The following is a 17792-nucleotide window of genomic DNA, read 5'->3' as shown; positions in this document are numbered from 1 at the left end:
AATACGGCCGCGCAACATTCGTTGTGCGGCCGTCGGGCATTCGCACTTATTTTCCCAGGTCCTTCAGACGTTTGCCTGCCATCAGATTCCGCCCAATCCGCTCGAGTGATATCCCTCGGGTTTCCGGTACGTAGAAGAACACCACGACAGCAAACAACACATTTAGCAGTGCATAGATCAGAAAGGTGTTGGACTCCCCCGCGAACGAAAGCAGGCTGAGGAACGTTGCGGCCACGACCATGTTGGCCGTCCAGTTGACGAAAGTCGAGACGGCAATGCCGAAATCACGGCCCTGCTGCGGCTGGATTTCCGAGCAGAGGATCCAGACGAGGGGGCCTGCCGACATGGCGAATCCGGCGATGAAAAACAGGAGCGCACTCACGGCCAGCAGTTGCGAAGCCACATCCGTCAGGCCGAGCTTGAGCAGTAGCGAGAGCAGCCCCATGCCGACGGCCATCACGCCGCAACCGGTGTAAAGAATCGGTTTGCGCCCCCATTTGTCGACAAGCGCAATTGCGCCAAAGGTGGCAAGAACATTGACGAGGCCCACCACAACGGTCGCCCATAGCTGGTGCTCATGACTGGCAAAACCGGCAAGCCCGAAAATACGCGGCGCGTAATACATGACTACGTTGATGCCCGTGAGCTGCTGGAAAATCTGCAGGACGGCGCCAAGCGCGACCGAGCGCCGGAAGTTCGAGTTCGAGCGAAGCAACCCCCAGCCATGCTGGGGCTGCGCGTTTTGCTCCGTGACCTCGCGAATTTCCGTTTCGACGTCCTCATTGCGCTCATACAACCGTTGCAGAACGGCTCGCGCCTCGGCTTCGCGGTTGCGCTGCAACAGCCATCGCGGGCTATCCGGCAGGGCAGCCACACCGGCGAGCAGCACGAGCGCGGGAGCGGCAATGATACCCAGCATCCAGCGCCAGTCGGCGATATAGGAAAGCCCGATGTTCGAGAGAAAGGCTGCGAGGATGCCAACGGTGATCATCAGTTGATAGGCTGAGATCATCGCGCCTCTGGCGTGACGAGGCGCGATCTCCGAAAGGTACAGCGGTGCAGTGAATGAAGCGATGCCAACGGCAAGACCAAGCAGGGTCCGCGCGGCAATGAGGTAAGCCGGACCGCCCGCGAGGCCCGACCACAGCGAGCCTGCGACGAACAGGATAGCCGCGAGGCCCAACGCGTAACGCCGGCCAAGGCGCCATGACAGCCAGCCCGCGCCCACTGAGCCTATGGCGGCGCCAACCATCATCGAGCTGACAATCCACTCCTGCACCCGGTCAGTGACCGCATATTCTTTGGCGATGAAGGGCAGCGCGCCAGAGATCACGCCGATGTCCAGACCAAACAGCAGGCCGGCGAGTGCCGCCATCAGGCATACGAAGAGGCAGTACTGACTCGAGCGCGCGGTCGTGCCGGCACTTTGCTGGGATAAGGTACTCAAGGAAATCACCTGATAAGTTCGAGTTGATGCCGGCCAGAAGAGGGTTGGCTGCGCAGGGCAGTTCGTTTTGGGCCCGCTTTCCATGACGTGGCGCACAGGCGGATGATCCGCTTCGATAGTTAGAGCGGAGTTAGCATCAGTCCGCGCAGCAGAATATGCTGCGCCCGCCGCTCAAAACGCCACAATCGCGCTATTTCACGAATGATTTGGCGAAGCGCCGACCGGCGGCGGCCCGGTAGCATGGAACGGTCAACAGCCCCTCTCCTCAGACCGCTCAAGCCGGGAACCGAACCATGCCGAATCTCTCGCTCATCGAAGCCGACCGCAAACATCTGATCCACCCCGTCGTCAGCTACCGCGCGCACGAGGCGCGCGGCGTGACCGTGCTCGACTCCGCACAGGGCGTGTTCCTGCGCGACGCAAACGGCAACGAACTACTCGACGCTTTCTCGGGCCTCTGGTGCGTGAACACCGGCTACGGGCACCAGAGCATCATCGAAGCCGCCGCCCGCCAGATGGCCCGCCTGCCCTACGCGACCGGCTACTTCCACTTCGGCTCGCAGCCCGCCATCGAGCTGGCCGCGCAGCTCGTCGAACGCTCGCCCGCTTCGCTGCAGCACGTGTACTTCACGCTCGGCGGATCGGACGCCGTCGATTCGGCGCTGCGCTTCATCACGCATTACTACAACGCGACGGGCCGCCCCACGAAGAAGCACATCATCGCGCTGGAACGCGGCTATCACGGCTCCTCGTCGATCGGCGCCGGGCTCACCGCCTTGCCCGCGTTCCACCGTCACTTCGACGTGCCGCTCGCCACCCAGCATCACATCCCGTCGCCGTATGCGTATCGCAGCGAGCATGCGGACGACGCCGCGCTCATCGCCGCCTCCGTCGCGGCGCTCGAAGCGAAAGTGGCCGCGCTCGGCGCCGATCGCGTCGCCGCATTTTTCTGCGAGCCGATCCAGGGTTCGGGCGGCGTGATCGTGCCGCCGGTCGGCTGGCTGAAAGCGATGCGCGAGGCTTGCCGCAAGCTCGACATCCTGTTCGTCGCCGACGAGGTGATCACGGGCTTCGGCCGCACGGGCCCGCTGTTCGCGTGCGAGGCGGAACAGGTCGAACCGGACCTGATGACCATAGCCAAAGGCCTCACGGCGGGCTATGCGCCGATGGGCGCCGTGCTGATGTCGGACGCCGTCTACCAGGGGATCGCCGATGGCGACGCCGCCGCCGTGATCGGTCACGGGCACACGTATTCGGCGCACCCGGTGAGTGCCGCCATCGGCCTCGAAGTCATGCGGCTCTATCACGAAGGTGGCCTGCTCGCGAATGGCCTCGCGCGCGCGCCGCGCTTCGCACAGGGTCTCGACGCGCTGCGTGCGCACCCGCTCGTGGGCGACTCGCGCCATCGCGGCCTGCTCGGCGCGCTCGAACTCGTGGCCGACAAAGCGAGCAAGCAGCGCTTCGACGCCGCGCTCGGCCTGCCCGACCGGATCGCCGCCGCGGCCTATGGCAACGGCCTCGTCTTCCGTGCATTCGGCGACGGCATTCTCGGCTTCGCGCCCGCACTCTCGTACACGGAAAGCGAATTCGACCTGTTGTTCGAGCGCCTCGAAAAGACGCTCGACGACGTGCTCGCCCAACCCGAAGTGCGTGCCGCGCTCAACGCAAAGAATGGGGTCAGCGCCCGTGTCGCCGCGTGATAACATCATTCGATCATTCGACATGCAGGGCCACTCCCGTCACGATGAGCAACGACTGCAAGCTGGACCGAATCGATCTGCGCATCCTCTCGCAACTGCAAAAGCGGGGGCGCATCACGAATGTCGAACTGGCCGACGCAGTCGGGCTGTCGCCAAGCCCCTGTCTGATCCGCGTGAAACGTCTCGAGAAGGCGGGGTATATCGTCGGCTACGGTGCGCAGATCCAGCTCGAAAAACTCGGCGACGTGCAGGTGGTATTCACCGAGGTCACGCTGGCCGACCATCGCCGCGAGGACTTCATCAAGTTCGAGAAGGCGATCCGCGAGGTGGACGAGGTCGTCGAATGCCATCTGGCGAGCGGCGGCTACGACTATCTGCTGAAGTTCGTCGCGCGCAGCGTAAGCCACTATCAGAGCATCGTCGAAGGGCTGCTGGAGCGCGACATCGGCATCGAGAAGTACTTCAGCTACGTCATCATCAAGACGTCGTTCATCAAGACGCACTATCCGCTCGAATCGCTGTTCTCACCGCATCACCATTCCTGAGCGCCGGCAACGGGAGGAAGGCGAACGCCTCGCGCTCCCAACGCTTCCTTCACTGCCCGAATGCGGCAGCCATCTTTGCGCGCGCGCTTCGCTTCGAACGCCGGGCGCTTCGGCGCGCTCGCCGCGCGCCGTCCGTCCCGGGCATGCAATCCCTGCTTATCGGCAATGGCCGGAAAGGAATCGACACATGACCACGCGTTACGCCTTGAGCGAACTGATTCGCAGCGACAACTTCATCGACGGGCAATGGGTGGCGGCTGCGGGCGGCAAGCGCTTCGCGGTCACCGACCCCGCCACGGGCGAGACGATCGCCGAAGTCGCCGATAGCGACGCCGACGACGCGCGCGCCGCCACCGATGCCGCCGCCCGCGCGTTCGCCGCCTGGCGCGACACGCTCCCCGCCGAGCGCGCCGCGGTGCTGCGCCGGTGGCATGCGCTGATCGTCGCGAACGCGGATGAGCTTGGCCGCCTGATCTCGCTCGAACAGGGCAAGCCGCTGCACGAAGGCCGCGGCGAAGTGATGTATGGCGCGTCCTACGTCGCGTGGTTCGCCGAGGAGGCCACGCGCATCTATGGCGACCTGATCCCGCAGCAGCAACGCGGCAAGCGCATGAGCGCGGTCAAGGAGCCTGTGGGCGTAGTCGCGGCGATCACGCCGTGGAACTTCCCCCTCGCGATGATCGCGCGCAAGATCGCACCTGCCCTCGCCGCGGGCTGCACCGTGGTCGGCAAGCCCGCCGAGGACACGCCACTCACGGCGCTAGCGCTCGCGATGCTCGCGCACGAGGCAGGCGTGCCGCCCGGCGTGCTGAACCTCATCTGCGCCTCGCGCGAGCACGCGGTGCCAGCCGTCGGCGACTGGCTCACCGACAGCCGCGTGCGCAAGATCACCTTCACCGGCTCGACGCCGGTGGGGAAGTACCTGGCGAAGGAATCGGCGGGCACCTTGAAGAAGCTCTCGCTCGAACTGGGCGGCAACGCGCCGTTCATCGTGTTCGACGACGCCGATATCGATGCGGCCATCGCCGGCCTCATCGCCGCGAAGTTCCGCAACGGCGGCCAGACCTGCGTGTGTCCGAACCGCGTGTATGTGCAGTCGGGCGTCTACGAACGCTTCGCCGATGGGCTCGCCACGCGCGTCGCCGCGCTCAAGGTCGCGCCCGCGACCGACCCCGCCGCGCAGATCGGCCCGATGATCAACGCGCGCGCGGTCGACAAGATCGCCCGCCACGTGGACGACGCCGTGAGCCGCGGCGCCCGCGTGCTCACGGGCGGCAGGCGCCTGACCGAACTGGGCGCGAACTGGTACGCGCCCACCGTGCTCGCCGGCGCGACGTCCGAGATGCAGCTGAGCTGCGAAGAAACCTTCGGCCCCGTCGTGCCGCTCTTCCGCTTTCACGACGAAGCCGAGGCGATCCGCGCCGCCAACGACATCCCCTATGGCCTCGCCTCCTACTTCTACAGCCAGGACGTGCGCCGCATCGACCGCGTTGCGCGAGAGCTCGAAGCCGGTATCGTCGGCATCAACGAAGGGGCGCTTGCGAGCGAAGCCGCGCCGTTCGGCGGCGTGAAAGAATCCGGCTATGGCCGCGAGGGCTCGAAGTACGGGCTCGACGATTACCTCTCCATCAAATACCTCTGCCAGGGAGGGCTTGCATGAGCACCTATCCGATCGAAGTCGCGTTTCCCGACATCGCCGCGCACGAGCACAGCGAAACGGGGGTTCCTTACGTGCATACGTTCGACTCCGGCGTGGCCGGGCCGCACGTGATGATCAACGCGCTCACGCACGGCAACGAGGTGTGCGGCGCGCTCGTCGTCGATGCGCTGTTGCGCGCGCGCCTGCGCCCGCGGCGCGGCAAGCTCACGCTCGCGTTCGCGAACGTCGAAGCGTATCGCCGCTTCGACGCCGCACGGCCTGACGCCGCGCGCTTCGTCGACCAGGACTTCAACCGCGTATGGACCGCCGCCACGCTCGACGATCTCTCGCGCGATTCGAGCGAGCTGCGCCGGGCCCGCGCGATGCGGCCCGTGATCGACGATGTGGATCTGCTGCTCGATCTGCATTCGATGCACGAGAAGAGCGCGCCGTTGATCGTCGCGGGGCCGCTCGCCAAGGGCATCGAACTTTCCGCGCGGCTGGGCGCCCCGGCCACGGTCATTTGCGACGAAGGCCATCCCGAAGGCCGCCGCATGCGCGATTACGAGGGCTTCGGCGACCCGGCGAGCGCGAAGAACGCGCTGCTGATCGAGTGCGGACAGCACTGGGAAATGGGCGCCGTGACCGTGGCGCGCGACGTGGCCGCGCGCTTTCTGCTGCTCTCGGCCGTCGTGGAAGAAGCAGACCTGCCCGCGGGCTGGATCCAGCCGCTGCCGCCCGCCATGCGTGTGGTGCGCGTGACGGAACCCGTGGTCGCGAAGAGCATGGACTTCCGTTTCGCGGGCGACTACACCGGGCTCGAAGTGTTCCCCAAAGCGGGCGCCGTGATCGGATGGTCCGACGGCGAGCCGGTGTGTACGCCCTACGACGACTGCATGCTCGTGATGCCGTCGCTGCGTCAATTGCGGCCGGGCGTGACCGTGGTGCGCCTCGGCAAGATCGAGCAGCACATCGAACAGGCGCGCTGACGTGCCTGCCTCTTTTTCTCATCAGACGAACGAACGATGAAAGTCCAGCAGATCATGCAAAGCGTTGCCGTACAGGGCCTCGAAGACTGGGGCACGGCCAACGCTGCCGGCGCACAGGCGATCCGCATTTCCGGCGTGCAGAAGGTGATTCCGGGTACGGAATCGGTCGACACCGGGCTATTCGAATGTACGAGCGGCACTTACCGCCGCTCGGTGAAGGAGGCAGAGGTCATGCACATCCTGAGCGGCAGCGGGCGCTTCACGCCCGATGGCGAGGCAACGGTGCATTTCAGAGGCGGCGACACGCTCTTTTTCGCGGCGAACACGGAGGGCACGTGGGAAGTCGATGAAGCGATGCGCAAGGTCTACGTCATTCTTTGAGCATGCTGTGAAGCGGCGCGAACGCGCTTAGTCAGGTAGCGGGCCGGGTTCTCCCCGGCCCGTTTCACGTTGTGCGCAAAGGAGCCCTACCGCTGCGACCAGGCGCGCTCAAGCCGCTTCGAGCGCCTTCGCCTGCTGCAGGAACGCGCTTGGCGTGACGCCGCAAAAGCGCTTGAAATGGCGCGCCAGATGGCTCTGGTCGAAGAAACCCACCTCAGTCGCCACCACGGCGCCCGGCACGCCGGCGAGCAGCAGGGTTTGCGCGCGGCGCACGCGCACGCCGCACAGGTACTTGTACGGCGAGAGGCCGACCTGCTGACGAAAGACGGCCGCGAATCGCGAAACGCTGAGCGCCGACACCTCGGCCAGTTCGGCGAGGCTCACCGACCTGTCGAAATTCGCTTCCATATAGGCCAGCGCGTTGCGAAGCGCGGTAGCTGGCGCGTTGACGGTGTTCATGATCAAGCCTCGCTGGCAGTCGATGCGTGCACGCTCGCCACAGGTTCCGCGCGCCCGAAGCGCGCAATTGAAAACGGTTCGAGCGGTATGGCGGTTTGGCCGTCGTCGAGCAGCTCGGCGAGCGTCTCGCCCACGCCCGGCCCGATCTGGAAACCCGAGCCGCTGAAGCCGAACGCATAGAAGAGGCCTGCCGTCGTCGTACTCGGTCCGATCACCGGTTCCGCGTCCGGCAGATAGCTCTCCACCCCGCTCCACACGCGGATCACATGCAGCGGCGCGAGCCCAGGCACGAGCCGGCGGAACTGCGCGATCTGCTGCACGGTGTTGCCCGGCAGCACGCCGGCGCGGCGCGTGGTCGCGTCGGCGGGCCCCGGTGCGCCGCCGCCCAGCACGAGATTGCCGCGCGGGATCTGCCGGAAGTACACGCTCTCCTCCTTGATCGACGTGTAGACGCCCATCGAATGCATGAAGCGGTACGGCACCGGCTCGGTCACGGCCATCTGCGGGCCGCGCGCCACGAGCGGCACCGGCTCGCCGAATTGCGTGGACAAGGCGTTCGCCCACGCGCCCGCGCAAATGAGCAGTTGCTCCGCGCGCCAGACGGCGCCCGTCGCGCTCTCCACGCGAAAGCCGCCGGCCTCCTTCTCCACGCGCACGATCTCGGTGTTCTCGACGAGATTCGCTCCGAGCCGCGCGGCCGCCCGGCCGAACGCAGGTGCGGCGAGCCGCGGGTTGGCGTGGCCGTCGCGCGGCGAGATCGACGCAGCCAGCACTTCGCGCCCGAGGAACGGAAAGCGCCGGAACATCGCGGCGCCGTCCAGCACTTCGAGGTCGAGCCCATACGCGCGCGCTTGCTCGGCATAGCGATGGAAGTACTCGGCGTCGTGCGCGTGGTAGCAGACCCGCGTGTGGCCCGACGGCAGAAACTCGACATCCTCGCCGAGCAGCGATTTCGCCTGATACCAGATGTCGAGCGCGCGGTTGGACATCGCGAGTTGCGAGAGCGCACGCCCCTGGCGGCGCACGCCGCCGAAGTTCACGCCGCTCGCCTGCTGTCCCGTCAGCCCGCGTTCGAGCAGGATCACCGAGCGGTTCCGGCGGCGCAGGAAAAACGCCGTCGATGTCCCGATGATGCCGCCTCCAATCACGATCACATCGGCCCGATCGCTCATTCGCTGAACTCCTTCGCGCAGGGCGCGCCGTGCTGCGTTTGCGGGGACGTGCATGCGCGTGCGGCCGATTGCGTTGTCGTTTGTGCTTGTGCTGTCGTTTGTGCTTGCGTTTGCGCCGTGAGGCCAGCCTCTCGCGCGCGCCCCGGCGCGTCGTCCACGCCTTGCGTGGCCGCGCTAACCATCATCGTCAGCGGCTTCACCGGCGCTTGCCCGCGTAGCCGGCCCACGGCTTCGAGCGGCACGCCAGCCTCCGCGGCAATCACCTCGGCGCCGGCATGCGCGCAAAAGCGCCCCTGGCAGCGCCCCATTCCCACGCGGGAAAACGCCTTTGCGCGATTCGCCTCCGTCGCGCCCATCTCGCGCACGACGTGGCGCAGCTCGCCCGCCGTAATCGCCTCGCAGCGGCACACGACGGTGTGATCCGGGAGCGCCTTCGCAAAGTGGGCGGGCCACGGAAACGCGTTGCGCAGGCCCTGCGCGAAGCGCGTGTAGCGCGCGAGTTCGCTGCGCAGCCGCGCGGCCTCGGCGGGCGTGCCGGAGGGCGCCGCGCCCGCGTCCTGCAATGCGGCGAGCGCCACGAGACGGCCCGCGCGCTCGGCCGCATCGGCACCGCGCACGCGAGCGCCGTCGCCGGCCAGATAGACGCCGCGCACGCTGCTGCGCCCGTCCTCATCGACTTCGGGCAGCCATTGCCGCGCGGCCTGATCGAACGAGAACGCGCAGCCGGCGAGATCGGCGAGCTGCGTCTCGGAGCGCAGGTGGTAGCCGAGCGCCACGGCATCGCATGCGACGCGAAGCTCGTCGCCATCGGCGAGTTTCACCCGCACGCCCGTCACGCCGTGCTCGGGCGTGCCTTCGATAGCGAGCGGCGTGACGCCACGATGCACCGGCACGCCGGCGCCACGCAGCGCGCCCATGAGCGTGAGGCCCTTGCGCAATGTTGCGGGCATGCGCAAGAGGTCGGGCAACGCACGCAAACGCTGGCCGAACGTGGACGTATCGAGCACCGCACTCACCGTCGCACCTGCTTTTACGTATTGCGCCGCGACGAGATACAGCAGCGGGCCGGTGCCCATCATCACGGTGCGCGCGCCGATGGCGCAGCCCTGCGACTTCAGCGCCACCTGCGCGCCGCCCAGGCTATAAGCACCCGCCAGATGCCAGCCCGGCACCGGCATCAACCGGTCGGTCGCGCCGCTGCAGACGATCAGCGCATCGAAAGCAAGCTCCTGGTAGCGCGCGCCGCTCACAAGATGCACGGCCTTCGGCCCAACGTTCCAGACCAGCGTCTCGGGCAGGTAGTCGATGCGCGCGCGCAGTGCGTCGAATTCGCCGTGCAGCGCCTCCGCACGAGCGGCTTCGGTGCCGTACAGCGTCTCGTAGCTGCGCTTGAAACCCTCGGGCTGGCGCCGGTAGATCTGGCCGCCATCGCGCCGCCCTTCGTCCACGACCGTGGGCCGCAGCCCGGCGGCCACCAGCGTCTGCGCGGCGCGCACGCCCGCCGGACCCGCGCCGATTACGACCACGTTCAACCCTGTGCGTGCGGCCATACGCCCTCCCCGGCAAGCGAATTACGCGTGACGATCGACATGCCCGGCGCCGCAGGCGTCGTGCACGCGCGCAGGCGCTCGCCTTGCGCCGTCCACACCCAGCAGTCCTGGCAGGCGCCCATCAGGCAGAAACCGGCGCGCCGCCCCTCGTCGAATTCGGAATCGCGCAGCGCGTCTTGTGCGGCGAGCAGCGCGACCATCAGCGTGTCGCCCTCCGCGGCCTGCGCCACGCGGCCGTCGATCACGATGTCGAACGTCGGGCGACCCGCCTCCGCCACTCTCACGAAGCGTGCATTCATGCCGCGGCCCTCTTCGTCGCTTCCGCCGCTTCGGCCAGTTGCGCCGCCTGCGCCTTCTGCAGGCGCTCCAGTTCGCCGGCCGGGTGATGGCAAAGAATCTGCGCGCCGCCAGGCAGCCGCTTCATCGCCGGCGGCGTGAGATTGCAGGCGCCGTCGATACGCACCGGGCAACGCGCGCGAAACGCACACAGTTCCCGCACCTCGGCCGAAGGCCCGAGCGGCGGAAGCGCCGCGCCGGTCGTGGCGAGGCGCGCGTCGAGCCAGCCCGGCTGCAAGGCCGGCACCGAATCGACCAGCAGCCCCGTGTACGGGTGATAAGGGGGTGCGACCAGCACGTCGCGCTGGCCCGCCTCGACGCATTGGCCGCCGTACAGCACGACCACGTCGTCGCAGATCGCGCGCACCGTCGAAATGTCGTGGCTGATGAACATGTACGAGACGCCCAGTTCGCGGCGCAGCTCGGCGAGCAGATCGAGAATCGCCGCGCCGACGACGGTGTCGAGCGCGGACGTCACCTCGTCGCAAAGAATGAGCGCGGGCTCGGCCGCGAGCGCGCGGGCAAGGTTCACGCGCTGCTTCTGGCCGCCAGAGAGACCGCCTGGCTGGCGTTTGGCGAGCGAGGCAGGCAGCTTCACGAGGTCCAGCAGTTCGAGCATGCGCTTTTGTGCGGCCGCGCCGCGCAGGCCGTGATAGAAGCACATGGGCCGCGCGAGGATGTCTGCGATCGTGCGGCTCGGGTTGAGCGCCGTATCGGCGTTCTGGAACACGATCTGGATGCGGCGGTACTGGTCGGGCGTGCGCGCCGCGAGCGTTGCGGGCAGCGGCACGCCGTCGAGCAGCACCTCGCCGCGCGCGCGATCGACGAGGCCGGCCACCACGCGCGCGAGCGTCGTCTTGCCCGAACCCGATTCGCCGATCACACCGAGCGCACTGCCGCGCGCAATGCGCAGGCTCACGTCCTCGAGCACGCGCACGGCGGGCACGCCATTCGCGTCGACGCGGCCGTAGCCAGCATCGAGGCAGCGCACTTCGAGCAGCGGCACCTGGGCGGCCGGGCTCGCCGCGGGTGGTCCGGCATCGGGGTGCCGGCGCGCGGCCAGCAGCGCGCGCGTGTAGTCGTCGGTGGGCGCATCCAGCACCTGGAGCGTCGTGCCATTTTCGCGCACTGCACCAGCATTCAGGACTACGATTCGATCGGCCATCTGCGCGACGACCGCGAGATCGTGCGACACGTACACGGCCGTCGTGCCGAGTTCGCGCACGACCTTGCGAAAGGCCGCGAGCACTTCGATCTGCGTGGTCACGTCGAGCGCCGTGGTGGGCTCGTCGAACACGACCACGGCGGGGTCGGTAATGAGCGCCATCGCGGCCATGAGCCGTTGCAGCTGGCCGCCGGACACCTGGTGCGGATAGCGCGCGCCGATGGTTTCGGGCGAAGGCAGCGCGAGCGCGCGAAAGAGGCCCACCGCCTTCTCGCGCGCCGCCGCGGGCGACATCAGCTTGTGCAGGAGCGCGGGCTCGATCACCTGGTCCATGATTGTGCGCGCCGGGTTGAAGCCGGCCGAAGCGCTCTGCGCAACATACGCGACGGTGCGGGCGCGCAGCGCGCGGCGGCCGCGCTCGTCGAGCGCGAGCACATCGGTGCCGCCTATCTTCACGGTGCCGCCCGCAATCGTGCAGCCTTCGCGCGCATGGCCAAGCAGCGCCAGCGCGATGGTGGTCTTGCCCGAGCCGGATTCACCGATCAGCGCGAGCACTTCGCCCTTCTTCACCGTGAAGTCGACGCCCTTGACGATCTCGACGACCGGATCGGGCGCCGTGCCCGCCACCACACGCAGGCCCGCCACTTCGATCATGTTCATTTTCTGCCTCCATGCGCGCGGCCGCTGTGGCGCCGCAGGCTGTCGATCAGCAGGTTCACGCCGATGGTCAGCGTCGCGATCGCGACGGCCGGCATCAGCACGGCGGGCGCCCCTTCCGCGAGGCCACCGATGTTCTCGCGCACGAGCGAGCCCCAGTCCGCGTCCGGCGGCTGCACGCCGAGGCCGAGAAACGACAGGCCGGAGAGCAGCAACACGATGAACACGAAACGCAGGCCGAAGTCGGCGAGCATGGGGTGGATCATGTTCGGCAGCACTTCCACGCGGGCGATATAGAAAAGCCCTTCGCCGCGCGCCTTCGCGACCTGCACGTATTCGAGCGTCATCAGGTTCACCGCGAGCGAGCGGGAGATACGAAACGCGCCTGGAATATAGGCGAGCGCTGCGACCGTGATGAGCATCGGCACCGAAGAGCCGAACGCCGCGATCACGACGAGCGCGAGCACCTTGCTCGGGATCGAGATCAGCGCGTCGAACACGCGGCACAGGACCTCGTCGAACCAGCGCGGCGACACCGCCCCGAGCAAGCCGAAAAACGTGCCGATGCCGCTTGCGAGCAGCGTGGCGGCGAGTGCGAGGCCCACCGTGTACTGCGTGCCGAACAGCACGCGGCTCAGCATGTCGCGGCCCAGAAAGTCGGTGCCGAGCAGATGCGCCGCGCTGTACGAGCCGAAGATCTCCGTGGAGGTGATGGCGCCGCCCTTGTAGGGCGCGACGAGCGGCCCGATGAAGGCAACGCCGAGCCAGAACACGACGATCGCGAGGCCGATCAGGCCGAGTACCGAAAGGCGCCCGGCGAGCCGGCGTAACGGTCCGCGCGGCGGGGTGGGAACATCCTGCGGCGCGCCCTTGACGGCGTCGGCGCCGGACCGGTCCTCGCCCTCGCTGGCGGCGTAGAGCACGGTCGTGGCATGGGAAGTGGCGGGTCGGTTCATCGTTGACGCAGCCTCGGGTTGGATACGATTTGACACAGGTCCGCGATCAGCACGAGCACCAGATACGCGGCGCAGAACACCATCACGCAGCCCTGCACGAGCGGCAGGTCGCGATTCGTCACGGCGTCGACCATCAGGCTCGCGAGCCCCGGATAGTTGAAGATCGACTCCACGATCACGACGCCGCCGAACAGGTACGAAAGACTGAGCGCGACGGCATTGGCGATCGGGCCGATCGTGTTGGGCAGCACGTGGCGCAGCACGATGCGCGTGGGCGAGGCGCCCTTCAGGCGCGCCATTTCCACATACGGCGCGCCGAGCTGGTCGAGCACGGCGGCGCGCGTCATGCGCGCCATCTGCGCGACGATCACGCAGCACAGCGTCATCACGGGCATCGCATAGATGCGCAGCAGCGTGCCGAACGAGTCCACCTCCGAGAGGTACGACAGCGCGGGCAGCCAGCGCAGCTTCACGGCGAAGATCAGCACTGCGATGGTGGCGACCAGGAACTCGGGCACGGCCACGGCCGAAAGCGTGAGCACGTTCAGCGCGCGGTCGAGTAGCGAGCCGCGGAACACGGCGGAAAAGATGCCGATGGCGAGCGCGAGCGGCACAGAAACGAGCGTGGTGAGCCCGGCCAGCACGAGCGAATTCGGCAGGCGCGTGGCGATGAGCTGGCTCACCGGCAGGTTGTTCGAGAGCGACGTGCCGAAGTTGCCGGAAGCGGCCTGCACGAGCCAGTGCAGGTAGCGCGTGAACGCGGGCTGGTCGAGGCCGAACTGATGGCGCAGCGCGGCCACCTGCTCGGGCGTGGCCGCCTGGCCGAGCGCCTGTTGCGCGGCGTCGCCGGGCAACAGGCCCGTCAGCGCGAACACGAGTGCCGAAACGAGCAGCAGCGTGAGCACCGCGAGGCCGAGCCGCGCCGCAATGAGTCGTTGCGCGTGAGCTTTCATCGGATATCGCCTCTCTGGACCTTGTGAAGCGTGGGATTCGGTGGCCGGGCGCGAGCCCGGCCGCGCACATCAAGCCTCGAGCCAGACGTTCTCGGCAAACTTGAAGCCCATGAGCCCCGCGATCGGAATCGAGCCGAGCCCCTTGAGCTTCGTTGTGCGCGCATCGATCGAGCTGAGGAACAGCGGAATGCCGATGCCGCCGTCGCTATGCACGAGCACCTGCATGTCGCCGTAAATCTTCTTGCGCTTCGTGTCGTCGGGTTCGCCGCGCGCGGCAAGCAGCAACTGGTCGAACTTCGGATCCTTCCAGTTCGCCTCGTTCCACGGCGCATCCGACTTGAAGAACTGCGTGAAGATCACGTCCGCGCTCGGGCGCGCGTTGATATTGCCGAACGTGATGGGGTGCTTCATCCAGTGGTTCGACCAGTAGCCGTCGGCCGGCGTGCGCACCACTTGCACGTTCAGCCCGGCCTGCGGCGCGACCTGTTGCAGCAGCATGGCCATTTCGACGGAGCCGTCCGCGGCCGGCGACGCATACACCTGCAGCGGCGTGCTGCCGAGCTTCGCCTTCTGGAAGTAGAACTTCGCCTTTTGCGGGTCGTACGTGCGCTGCGGCAAGCCGCCGTAGTAGTACTTGTTGGTCGGATCGATAGGCTGGTCGTTGCCGATCTCGCCGTAACCGAGGAACACGGTATTGCGGATCTGCTCGCGGTCGAACAGGTGCATCATGCCGCGGCGGAAGTCCTCGTTGCCCGTGATGCCGCCGTCGTCGCGCATGATGAGATCGGTGTACTGGCCCGTCTTCGTCTCCTGCACGGCGAAGCCCGGCGTGCCCTTGATGCGCGCGGTCGAGCGCGGGCTGACCTGGTTGATGAGCTGCACGTCGCCCGAGAGCAGCGCATTCACGCGCGCCGATTCGTCGCCGATGCCGACCAGCTCGATTTCGTCGAGATGCGGCAGGCCCGGCTTCCAGTAGTGCTCGTTGCGCACGACGACCGTGCGCACGCCCGGCGCGAACTCCTTCAGCTTGAACGGCCCAGTGCCGACAGCGGTTTTGAAATCGCTGGTTCCCGCCTTGAGGATCATGAAGTGCGAGTCGGCAAGGATCACGGGAAGGTCGGCGTTCGCGCCCTGGAGCGTGATCGTCACCTCGTTCGGGCCCGTCGCCTTGACGTCCTGGAACTGGTCGGCGAGCGTCTTCACCTTCGAGCCGACGGCGGCGTCCTTGTGCCGCATCAGCGAGTAGACCACGTCGGCCGGCGTGAGCGTCTTGCCGTCGTGGAACTGCACGCCGTTGCGCAGCTTCACGACCCACACCGTCGCGTCCTTCGTCTCGAGCGACTGCGCCAGCGCCATCTGCGCGCCAAGGTGCGAGTCGTACTCGGTCAGGCCGTTGTACAGCATGTTCGCGCGAACGTAGTCGGTGGATACCGAGCCCTTCGCGGGATCGAGCGTATCCGATGCGGACGCAGACTGCGTCGCCACGCGAATCTTGCCCCCCTGCTTCGGCTTTTCCTGCGCGAGGGCCGCGCCGCTCGCGGCGAGCAAGCCCGCGCCGGTCATCGACATCATGCCGCCGGCGAGCATCACGCGAAGCAGATCGCGGCGCGACGCGCCACGCCGTGTCAATTCCTCGAGCCGCACGCCCGCGTGGGCCAGCGAGTCGACCAGTTCTACAGGCGATTTATCGATGCTCATGAAACTTCTCCGCGTCAGATGTGGGGGCCGCAGCTCGCCGTAACGAGGCTGTGTTTTGTGTGGAATTGCTGGAAAAGCGGGTTCAGTAAAAGGCGTCTTTGATCTGGTAGTACGCGCCGACGAGCGGCAAAAACCACGGCTTGCCCGTGTGGCCGGGTATGGCGGGCCACGCGAAATCGCGCCACGGATTGGCTGCGGCGTTGCCGCTCATCACTTCGGCCATCATCTGGCCCATGTGCGTCGACATCTGCGTACCGTGGCCGCTATAGCCCATCGAGAACCACACGCCGTCGTGCTGGCCGGCGCGCGGCAAACGGTCCGCCGTGATGTCCACGAGCCCGCCCCAGCAGTAGTCGATGCGCACGCTCGCCAGCGCCGGAAACAGCTGTGCAAGATTGCGCTGCAAGATGCGGCCGCTCTTTGCATCGGAAGGCTGCTCCGACGCCGTGAAGCGCGCGCGGCCGCCGAACAGCAGACGCGAATCCGGCGTCACGCGAAAGTAGTTGTGCATGAGCCGGCTCGTCGTGTACGAACGGCGTTGGGGCAAGAGCTGCGCGAGCTGGGCGGGGGGCAGCGGCTCCGTCACGACGATGAACGAGCCGACCGGCGCGAGGCGCCGCCGGTACCACCCGAACGGCCCGTGCCGCGAAGGCCCCGTTGCGATGAGGACCTGCTGCGCGCGCAGCGTGCCGCGCGAGGACTCCACGCGGTATGCGCCGCCCTCCTTCGCGATCGACGCCACCGCCGCGTGTTCATACAGCTTCGCGCCGCGCCGCGCTGCCGCGTTCGCGAGCCCCACCGCGAAGCGGCCCATGTGCATCTGGCCGCCGTGCTTCTGGAGCAGACCACCGAAGAAGCTGTCCGAGTCCACTTCGCTACGAATGCGCTCGCGGCCGATGATCTCGACGTCCGGATCGACCTCGCGGCGAATCAGCTCGGCCGTGCGTTCGAGGTGGTCGAGGTGATGCGGCTTCGCAGCGAGCTTGAGCTTGCCCGAGGCGAGATAGTCGCAATCGATGCCCTCCTCGCGAATGAGCCGCTCCACCGTATCCACGGCCGCCGCATAGGCGCGGTAGCAGCCCTGCGCGCGCTCTACGCCCAGTTGCTCGCGCAGCGCCGCGTAGTCCTGCGCCACGCCCGTGTTGCACTGCCCACCGTTGCGCCCTGATGCCCCGCCACCCATGCGGCCCGCGTCCAGCACCGCGACGCTCGCCCCGCGGCGCGCGAATGCTAGCGCCGCGGAAAGGCCCGTGAAACCGCCGCCGACCACGGCGATATCCACGCGGCCATCCACCGCCCCCTCGCTCGCGAGGAGTCCGGCAGGTGCGGTATCGAGCCAGTAGGAATCGAGCTTCATCGGGCAACCTCGGTTCTGGAAACAACGGGCGAATCAGGTGAGCGGTGCATAGGGTCCAAATGCGGCGGGCTGTGGCGCAAGCCTTTGCGGGTCACAGGCCAAGCTGCGTCGCGAGCTCGCCAATGGTTTCTACTTCGTAGTACTCATAGTAGGGCGTACCCGGCTCGTGGCCGCGCTTGACGAAAGCCTTGTGCTTGATGCCCAGGTCGTGCGCCGTCATGAGGTCGTAGCGCAGGCTCGACGAAACGTGCAGCACGTCGCCGGGGTTGCAGTTCAGCTGGTCGAACATGTACTCGAAGCCCTGCATGCGCGGCTTGTACGACTGCGCCTGCTGCGCCGTGAACACGCGATGGAACGGCGCGCCGAGCTTGTCCACGTTACTCTGGATCTGATCGTCCGAGGCGTTCGAGAGGATCACGAGCCTGTACTTCTTCGCGAGGCGCGAAAGCCCTTCGGGCACGTCTGGGTGCGGGCCCCACGTCGGCACGGCGAGGTAGAACTTCTCCGCTTCCGCTTCGCTGAACTCCACGTTCATGCGCTTGCAGGTGCGGCGCACCGAGTTGACGATCACGTCGCGGTACGGCTTCCAGGCGCCGAGCACTTCGTCGCGGCGATAGCCCGCGAAGAACGCGACGAACTTCTCGAGATCCGCGCCCTTGAGGCGGTCGCCGTACATCTCGCGCGCCATGTCGGCCATGCGGAACTTCGTCAGCGTGCCGTAGCAGTCGAACGTGATGTACTTCGGCTCGAAATCGATCATGATGACAATCCTTTCGTGTGATGAACCC

The 17792-nt window shown here is 67.1% G+C and carries 16 protein-coding genes; 5 read left to right on the top strand and 11 right to left on the bottom strand.

Annotated elements, in window-relative coordinates:
- Positions 1–46: 46 nt before the first annotated feature.
- The gene (locus tag VMJ11_RS20480) at positions 47–1531 is read right to left on the bottom strand and encodes a sugar porter family MFS transporter (RefSeq protein WP_325621205.1); all 1485 of its coding nucleotides are present in this window, start codon (positions 1529–1531) and stop codon (positions 47–49) included.
- 209 nt (positions 1532–1740) lie between these two features.
- Between VMJ11_RS20480 and VMJ11_RS20475 the strand changes: the two genes are divergently transcribed.
- From VMJ11_RS20475 to VMJ11_RS20455, 5 genes are all read left to right on the top strand, one after another.
- Positions 1741–3147: an aspartate aminotransferase family protein gene (locus tag VMJ11_RS20475; RefSeq protein WP_325621204.1), complete on the top strand. Its 1407-nt coding sequence runs from the start codon at positions 1741–1743 to the stop codon at positions 3145–3147.
- A 44-nt stretch (positions 3148–3191) separates the two neighbouring features.
- Entirely contained in the window at positions 3192–3692 is a 501-nt protein-coding gene (locus VMJ11_RS20470; RefSeq protein ID WP_325621203.1) for an Lrp/AsnC family transcriptional regulator, read from the top strand.
- Between the two features lie 187 nt (positions 3693–3879).
- Positions 3880–5352 carry an NAD-dependent succinate-semialdehyde dehydrogenase gene (locus tag VMJ11_RS20465; protein ID WP_325621202.1) on the top strand — a complete coding sequence of 491 codons (1473 nt, stop codon included), beginning with the start codon at positions 3880–3882 and terminating at the stop codon, positions 5350–5352.
- Positions 5349–6320, top strand: a complete 972-nt coding sequence (locus VMJ11_RS20460; protein WP_325621201.1) for a succinylglutamate desuccinylase/aspartoacylase domain-containing protein — start codon at positions 5349–5351, stop codon at positions 6318–6320. Before VMJ11_RS20465 ends, VMJ11_RS20460 begins: the two co-directional genes overlap by 4 nt.
- Before the next feature lie 36 nt (positions 6321–6356).
- Positions 6357–6701 (top strand): cupin domain-containing protein, encoded by a 345-nt coding sequence (locus VMJ11_RS20455; protein WP_325621200.1) that lies wholly within the window; start codon positions 6357–6359, stop codon positions 6699–6701.
- Between the two features lie 108 nt (positions 6702–6809).
- Here the strand turns inward: VMJ11_RS20455 and VMJ11_RS20450 are convergent, their stop codons facing one another.
- The 10 genes from VMJ11_RS20450 to VMJ11_RS20405 all read right to left on the bottom strand — a co-directional run bounded on the left by VMJ11_RS20450 (position 6810) and on the right by VMJ11_RS20405 (position 17764).
- Positions 6810–7160, bottom strand: coding sequence for an AraC family transcriptional regulator (locus VMJ11_RS20450; protein ID WP_325621199.1), 351 nt, complete (start codon positions 7158–7160; stop codon positions 6810–6812).
- Between the two features lie 2 nt (positions 7161–7162).
- Entirely contained in the window at positions 7163–8332 is a 1170-nt protein-coding gene (locus VMJ11_RS20445) for an FAD-binding oxidoreductase (RefSeq protein WP_325621198.1), read from the bottom strand.
- A complete protein-coding gene (locus VMJ11_RS20440) occupies positions 8329–9882 on the bottom strand; it encodes an NAD(P)/FAD-dependent oxidoreductase (protein ID WP_325621197.1) in 1554 nt (517 codons plus the stop codon). The genes VMJ11_RS20445 and VMJ11_RS20440 overlap by 4 nt, the downstream gene beginning before the upstream one ends.
- Positions 9861–10181, bottom strand: a complete 321-nt coding sequence (locus tag VMJ11_RS20435) for a (2Fe-2S)-binding protein (RefSeq protein ID WP_325621196.1) — start codon at positions 10179–10181, stop codon at positions 9861–9863. Before VMJ11_RS20435 ends, VMJ11_RS20440 begins: the two co-directional genes overlap by 22 nt.
- The gene (locus VMJ11_RS20430; protein WP_325621195.1) at positions 10178–12043 is read right to left on the bottom strand and encodes an ABC transporter ATP-binding protein; all 1866 of its coding nucleotides are present in this window, start codon (positions 12041–12043) and stop codon (positions 10178–10180) included. Before VMJ11_RS20430 ends, VMJ11_RS20435 begins: the two co-directional genes overlap by 4 nt.
- Positions 12040–12996, bottom strand: coding sequence for an ABC transporter permease (locus VMJ11_RS20425; protein WP_325621194.1), 957 nt, complete (start codon positions 12994–12996; stop codon positions 12040–12042). Before VMJ11_RS20425 ends, VMJ11_RS20430 begins: the two co-directional genes overlap by 4 nt.
- Positions 12993–13949 carry an ABC transporter permease gene (locus VMJ11_RS20420; RefSeq protein WP_325621193.1) on the bottom strand — a complete coding sequence of 319 codons (957 nt, stop codon included), beginning with the start codon at positions 13947–13949 and terminating at the stop codon, positions 12993–12995. The genes VMJ11_RS20425 and VMJ11_RS20420 overlap by 4 nt, the downstream gene beginning before the upstream one ends.
- Before the next feature lie 69 nt (positions 13950–14018).
- Complete coding sequence (locus VMJ11_RS20415; protein ID WP_325621192.1) at positions 14019–15647, bottom strand: ABC transporter substrate-binding protein; 1629 nt, start codon at positions 15645–15647, stop codon at positions 14019–14021.
- An 82-nt stretch (positions 15648–15729) separates the two neighbouring features.
- A complete protein-coding gene (locus tag VMJ11_RS20410) occupies positions 15730–17004 on the bottom strand; it encodes an FAD-binding oxidoreductase (protein WP_325621191.1) in 1275 nt (424 codons plus the stop codon).
- A 91-nt stretch (positions 17005–17095) separates the two neighbouring features.
- A complete protein-coding gene (locus VMJ11_RS20405) occupies positions 17096–17764 on the bottom strand; it encodes a haloacid dehalogenase type II (RefSeq protein ID WP_325621265.1) in 669 nt (222 codons plus the stop codon).
- Between the last annotated feature and the right edge of the window lie 28 nt (positions 17765–17792).

Source organism: Paraburkholderia sp. (genome assembly GCF_035501035.1).
Taxonomy (GTDB): Bacteria; Pseudomonadota; Gammaproteobacteria; order Burkholderiales; family Burkholderiaceae; genus Paraburkholderia.
The sequence above is the reverse complement of the archived record's forward strand: the minus strand, read 5'-3'. Positions and strand labels throughout refer to the sequence as shown.

Coding starts and splice junctions, on each gene's coding strand:
- VMJ11_RS20480 (WP_325621205.1), bottom strand. CDS start 1,531: ATGGAAAGCGGGCCCAAAACGAACTGCCCTGCGCAGCCAACCCTCTTC.
- VMJ11_RS20475 (WP_325621204.1), top strand. CDS start 1,741: ATGCCGAATCTCTCGCTCATCGAAGCCGACCGCAAACATCTGATCCAC.
- VMJ11_RS20470 (WP_325621203.1), top strand. CDS start 3,192: ATGAGCAACGACTGCAAGCTGGACCGAATCGATCTGCGCATCCTCTCG.
- VMJ11_RS20465 (WP_325621202.1), top strand. CDS start 3,880: ATGACCACGCGTTACGCCTTGAGCGAACTGATTCGCAGCGACAACTTC.
- VMJ11_RS20460 (WP_325621201.1), top strand. CDS start 5,349: ATGAGCACCTATCCGATCGAAGTCGCGTTTCCCGACATCGCCGCGCAC.
- VMJ11_RS20455 (WP_325621200.1), top strand. CDS start 6,357: ATGAAAGTCCAGCAGATCATGCAAAGCGTTGCCGTACAGGGCCTCGAA.
- VMJ11_RS20450 (WP_325621199.1), bottom strand. CDS start 7,160: ATGAACACCGTCAACGCGCCAGCTACCGCGCTTCGCAACGCGCTGGCC.
- VMJ11_RS20445 (WP_325621198.1), bottom strand. CDS start 8,332: ATGAGCGATCGGGCCGATGTGATCGTGATTGGAGGCGGCATCATCGGG.
- VMJ11_RS20440 (WP_325621197.1), bottom strand. CDS start 9,882: ATGGCCGCACGCACAGGGTTGAACGTGGTCGTAATCGGCGCGGGTCCG.
- VMJ11_RS20435 (WP_325621196.1), bottom strand. CDS start 10,181: ATGAATGCACGCTTCGTGAGAGTGGCGGAGGCGGGTCGCCCGACGTTC.
- VMJ11_RS20430 (WP_325621195.1), bottom strand. CDS start 12,043: ATGAACATGATCGAAGTGGCGGGCCTGCGTGTGGTGGCGGGCACGGCG.
- VMJ11_RS20425 (WP_325621194.1), bottom strand. CDS start 12,996: ATGAACCGACCCGCCACTTCCCATGCCACGACCGTGCTCTACGCCGCC.
- VMJ11_RS20420 (WP_325621193.1), bottom strand. CDS start 13,949: ATGAAAGCTCACGCGCAACGACTCATTGCGGCGCGGCTCGGCCTCGCG.
- VMJ11_RS20415 (WP_325621192.1), bottom strand. CDS start 15,647: ATGAGCATCGATAAATCGCCTGTAGAACTGGTCGACTCGCTGGCCCAC.
- VMJ11_RS20410 (WP_325621191.1), bottom strand. CDS start 17,004: ATGAAGCTCGATTCCTACTGGCTCGATACCGCACCTGCCGGACTCCTC.
- VMJ11_RS20405 (WP_325621265.1), bottom strand. CDS start 17,764: ATGATCGATTTCGAGCCGAAGTACATCACGTTCGACTGCTACGGCACG.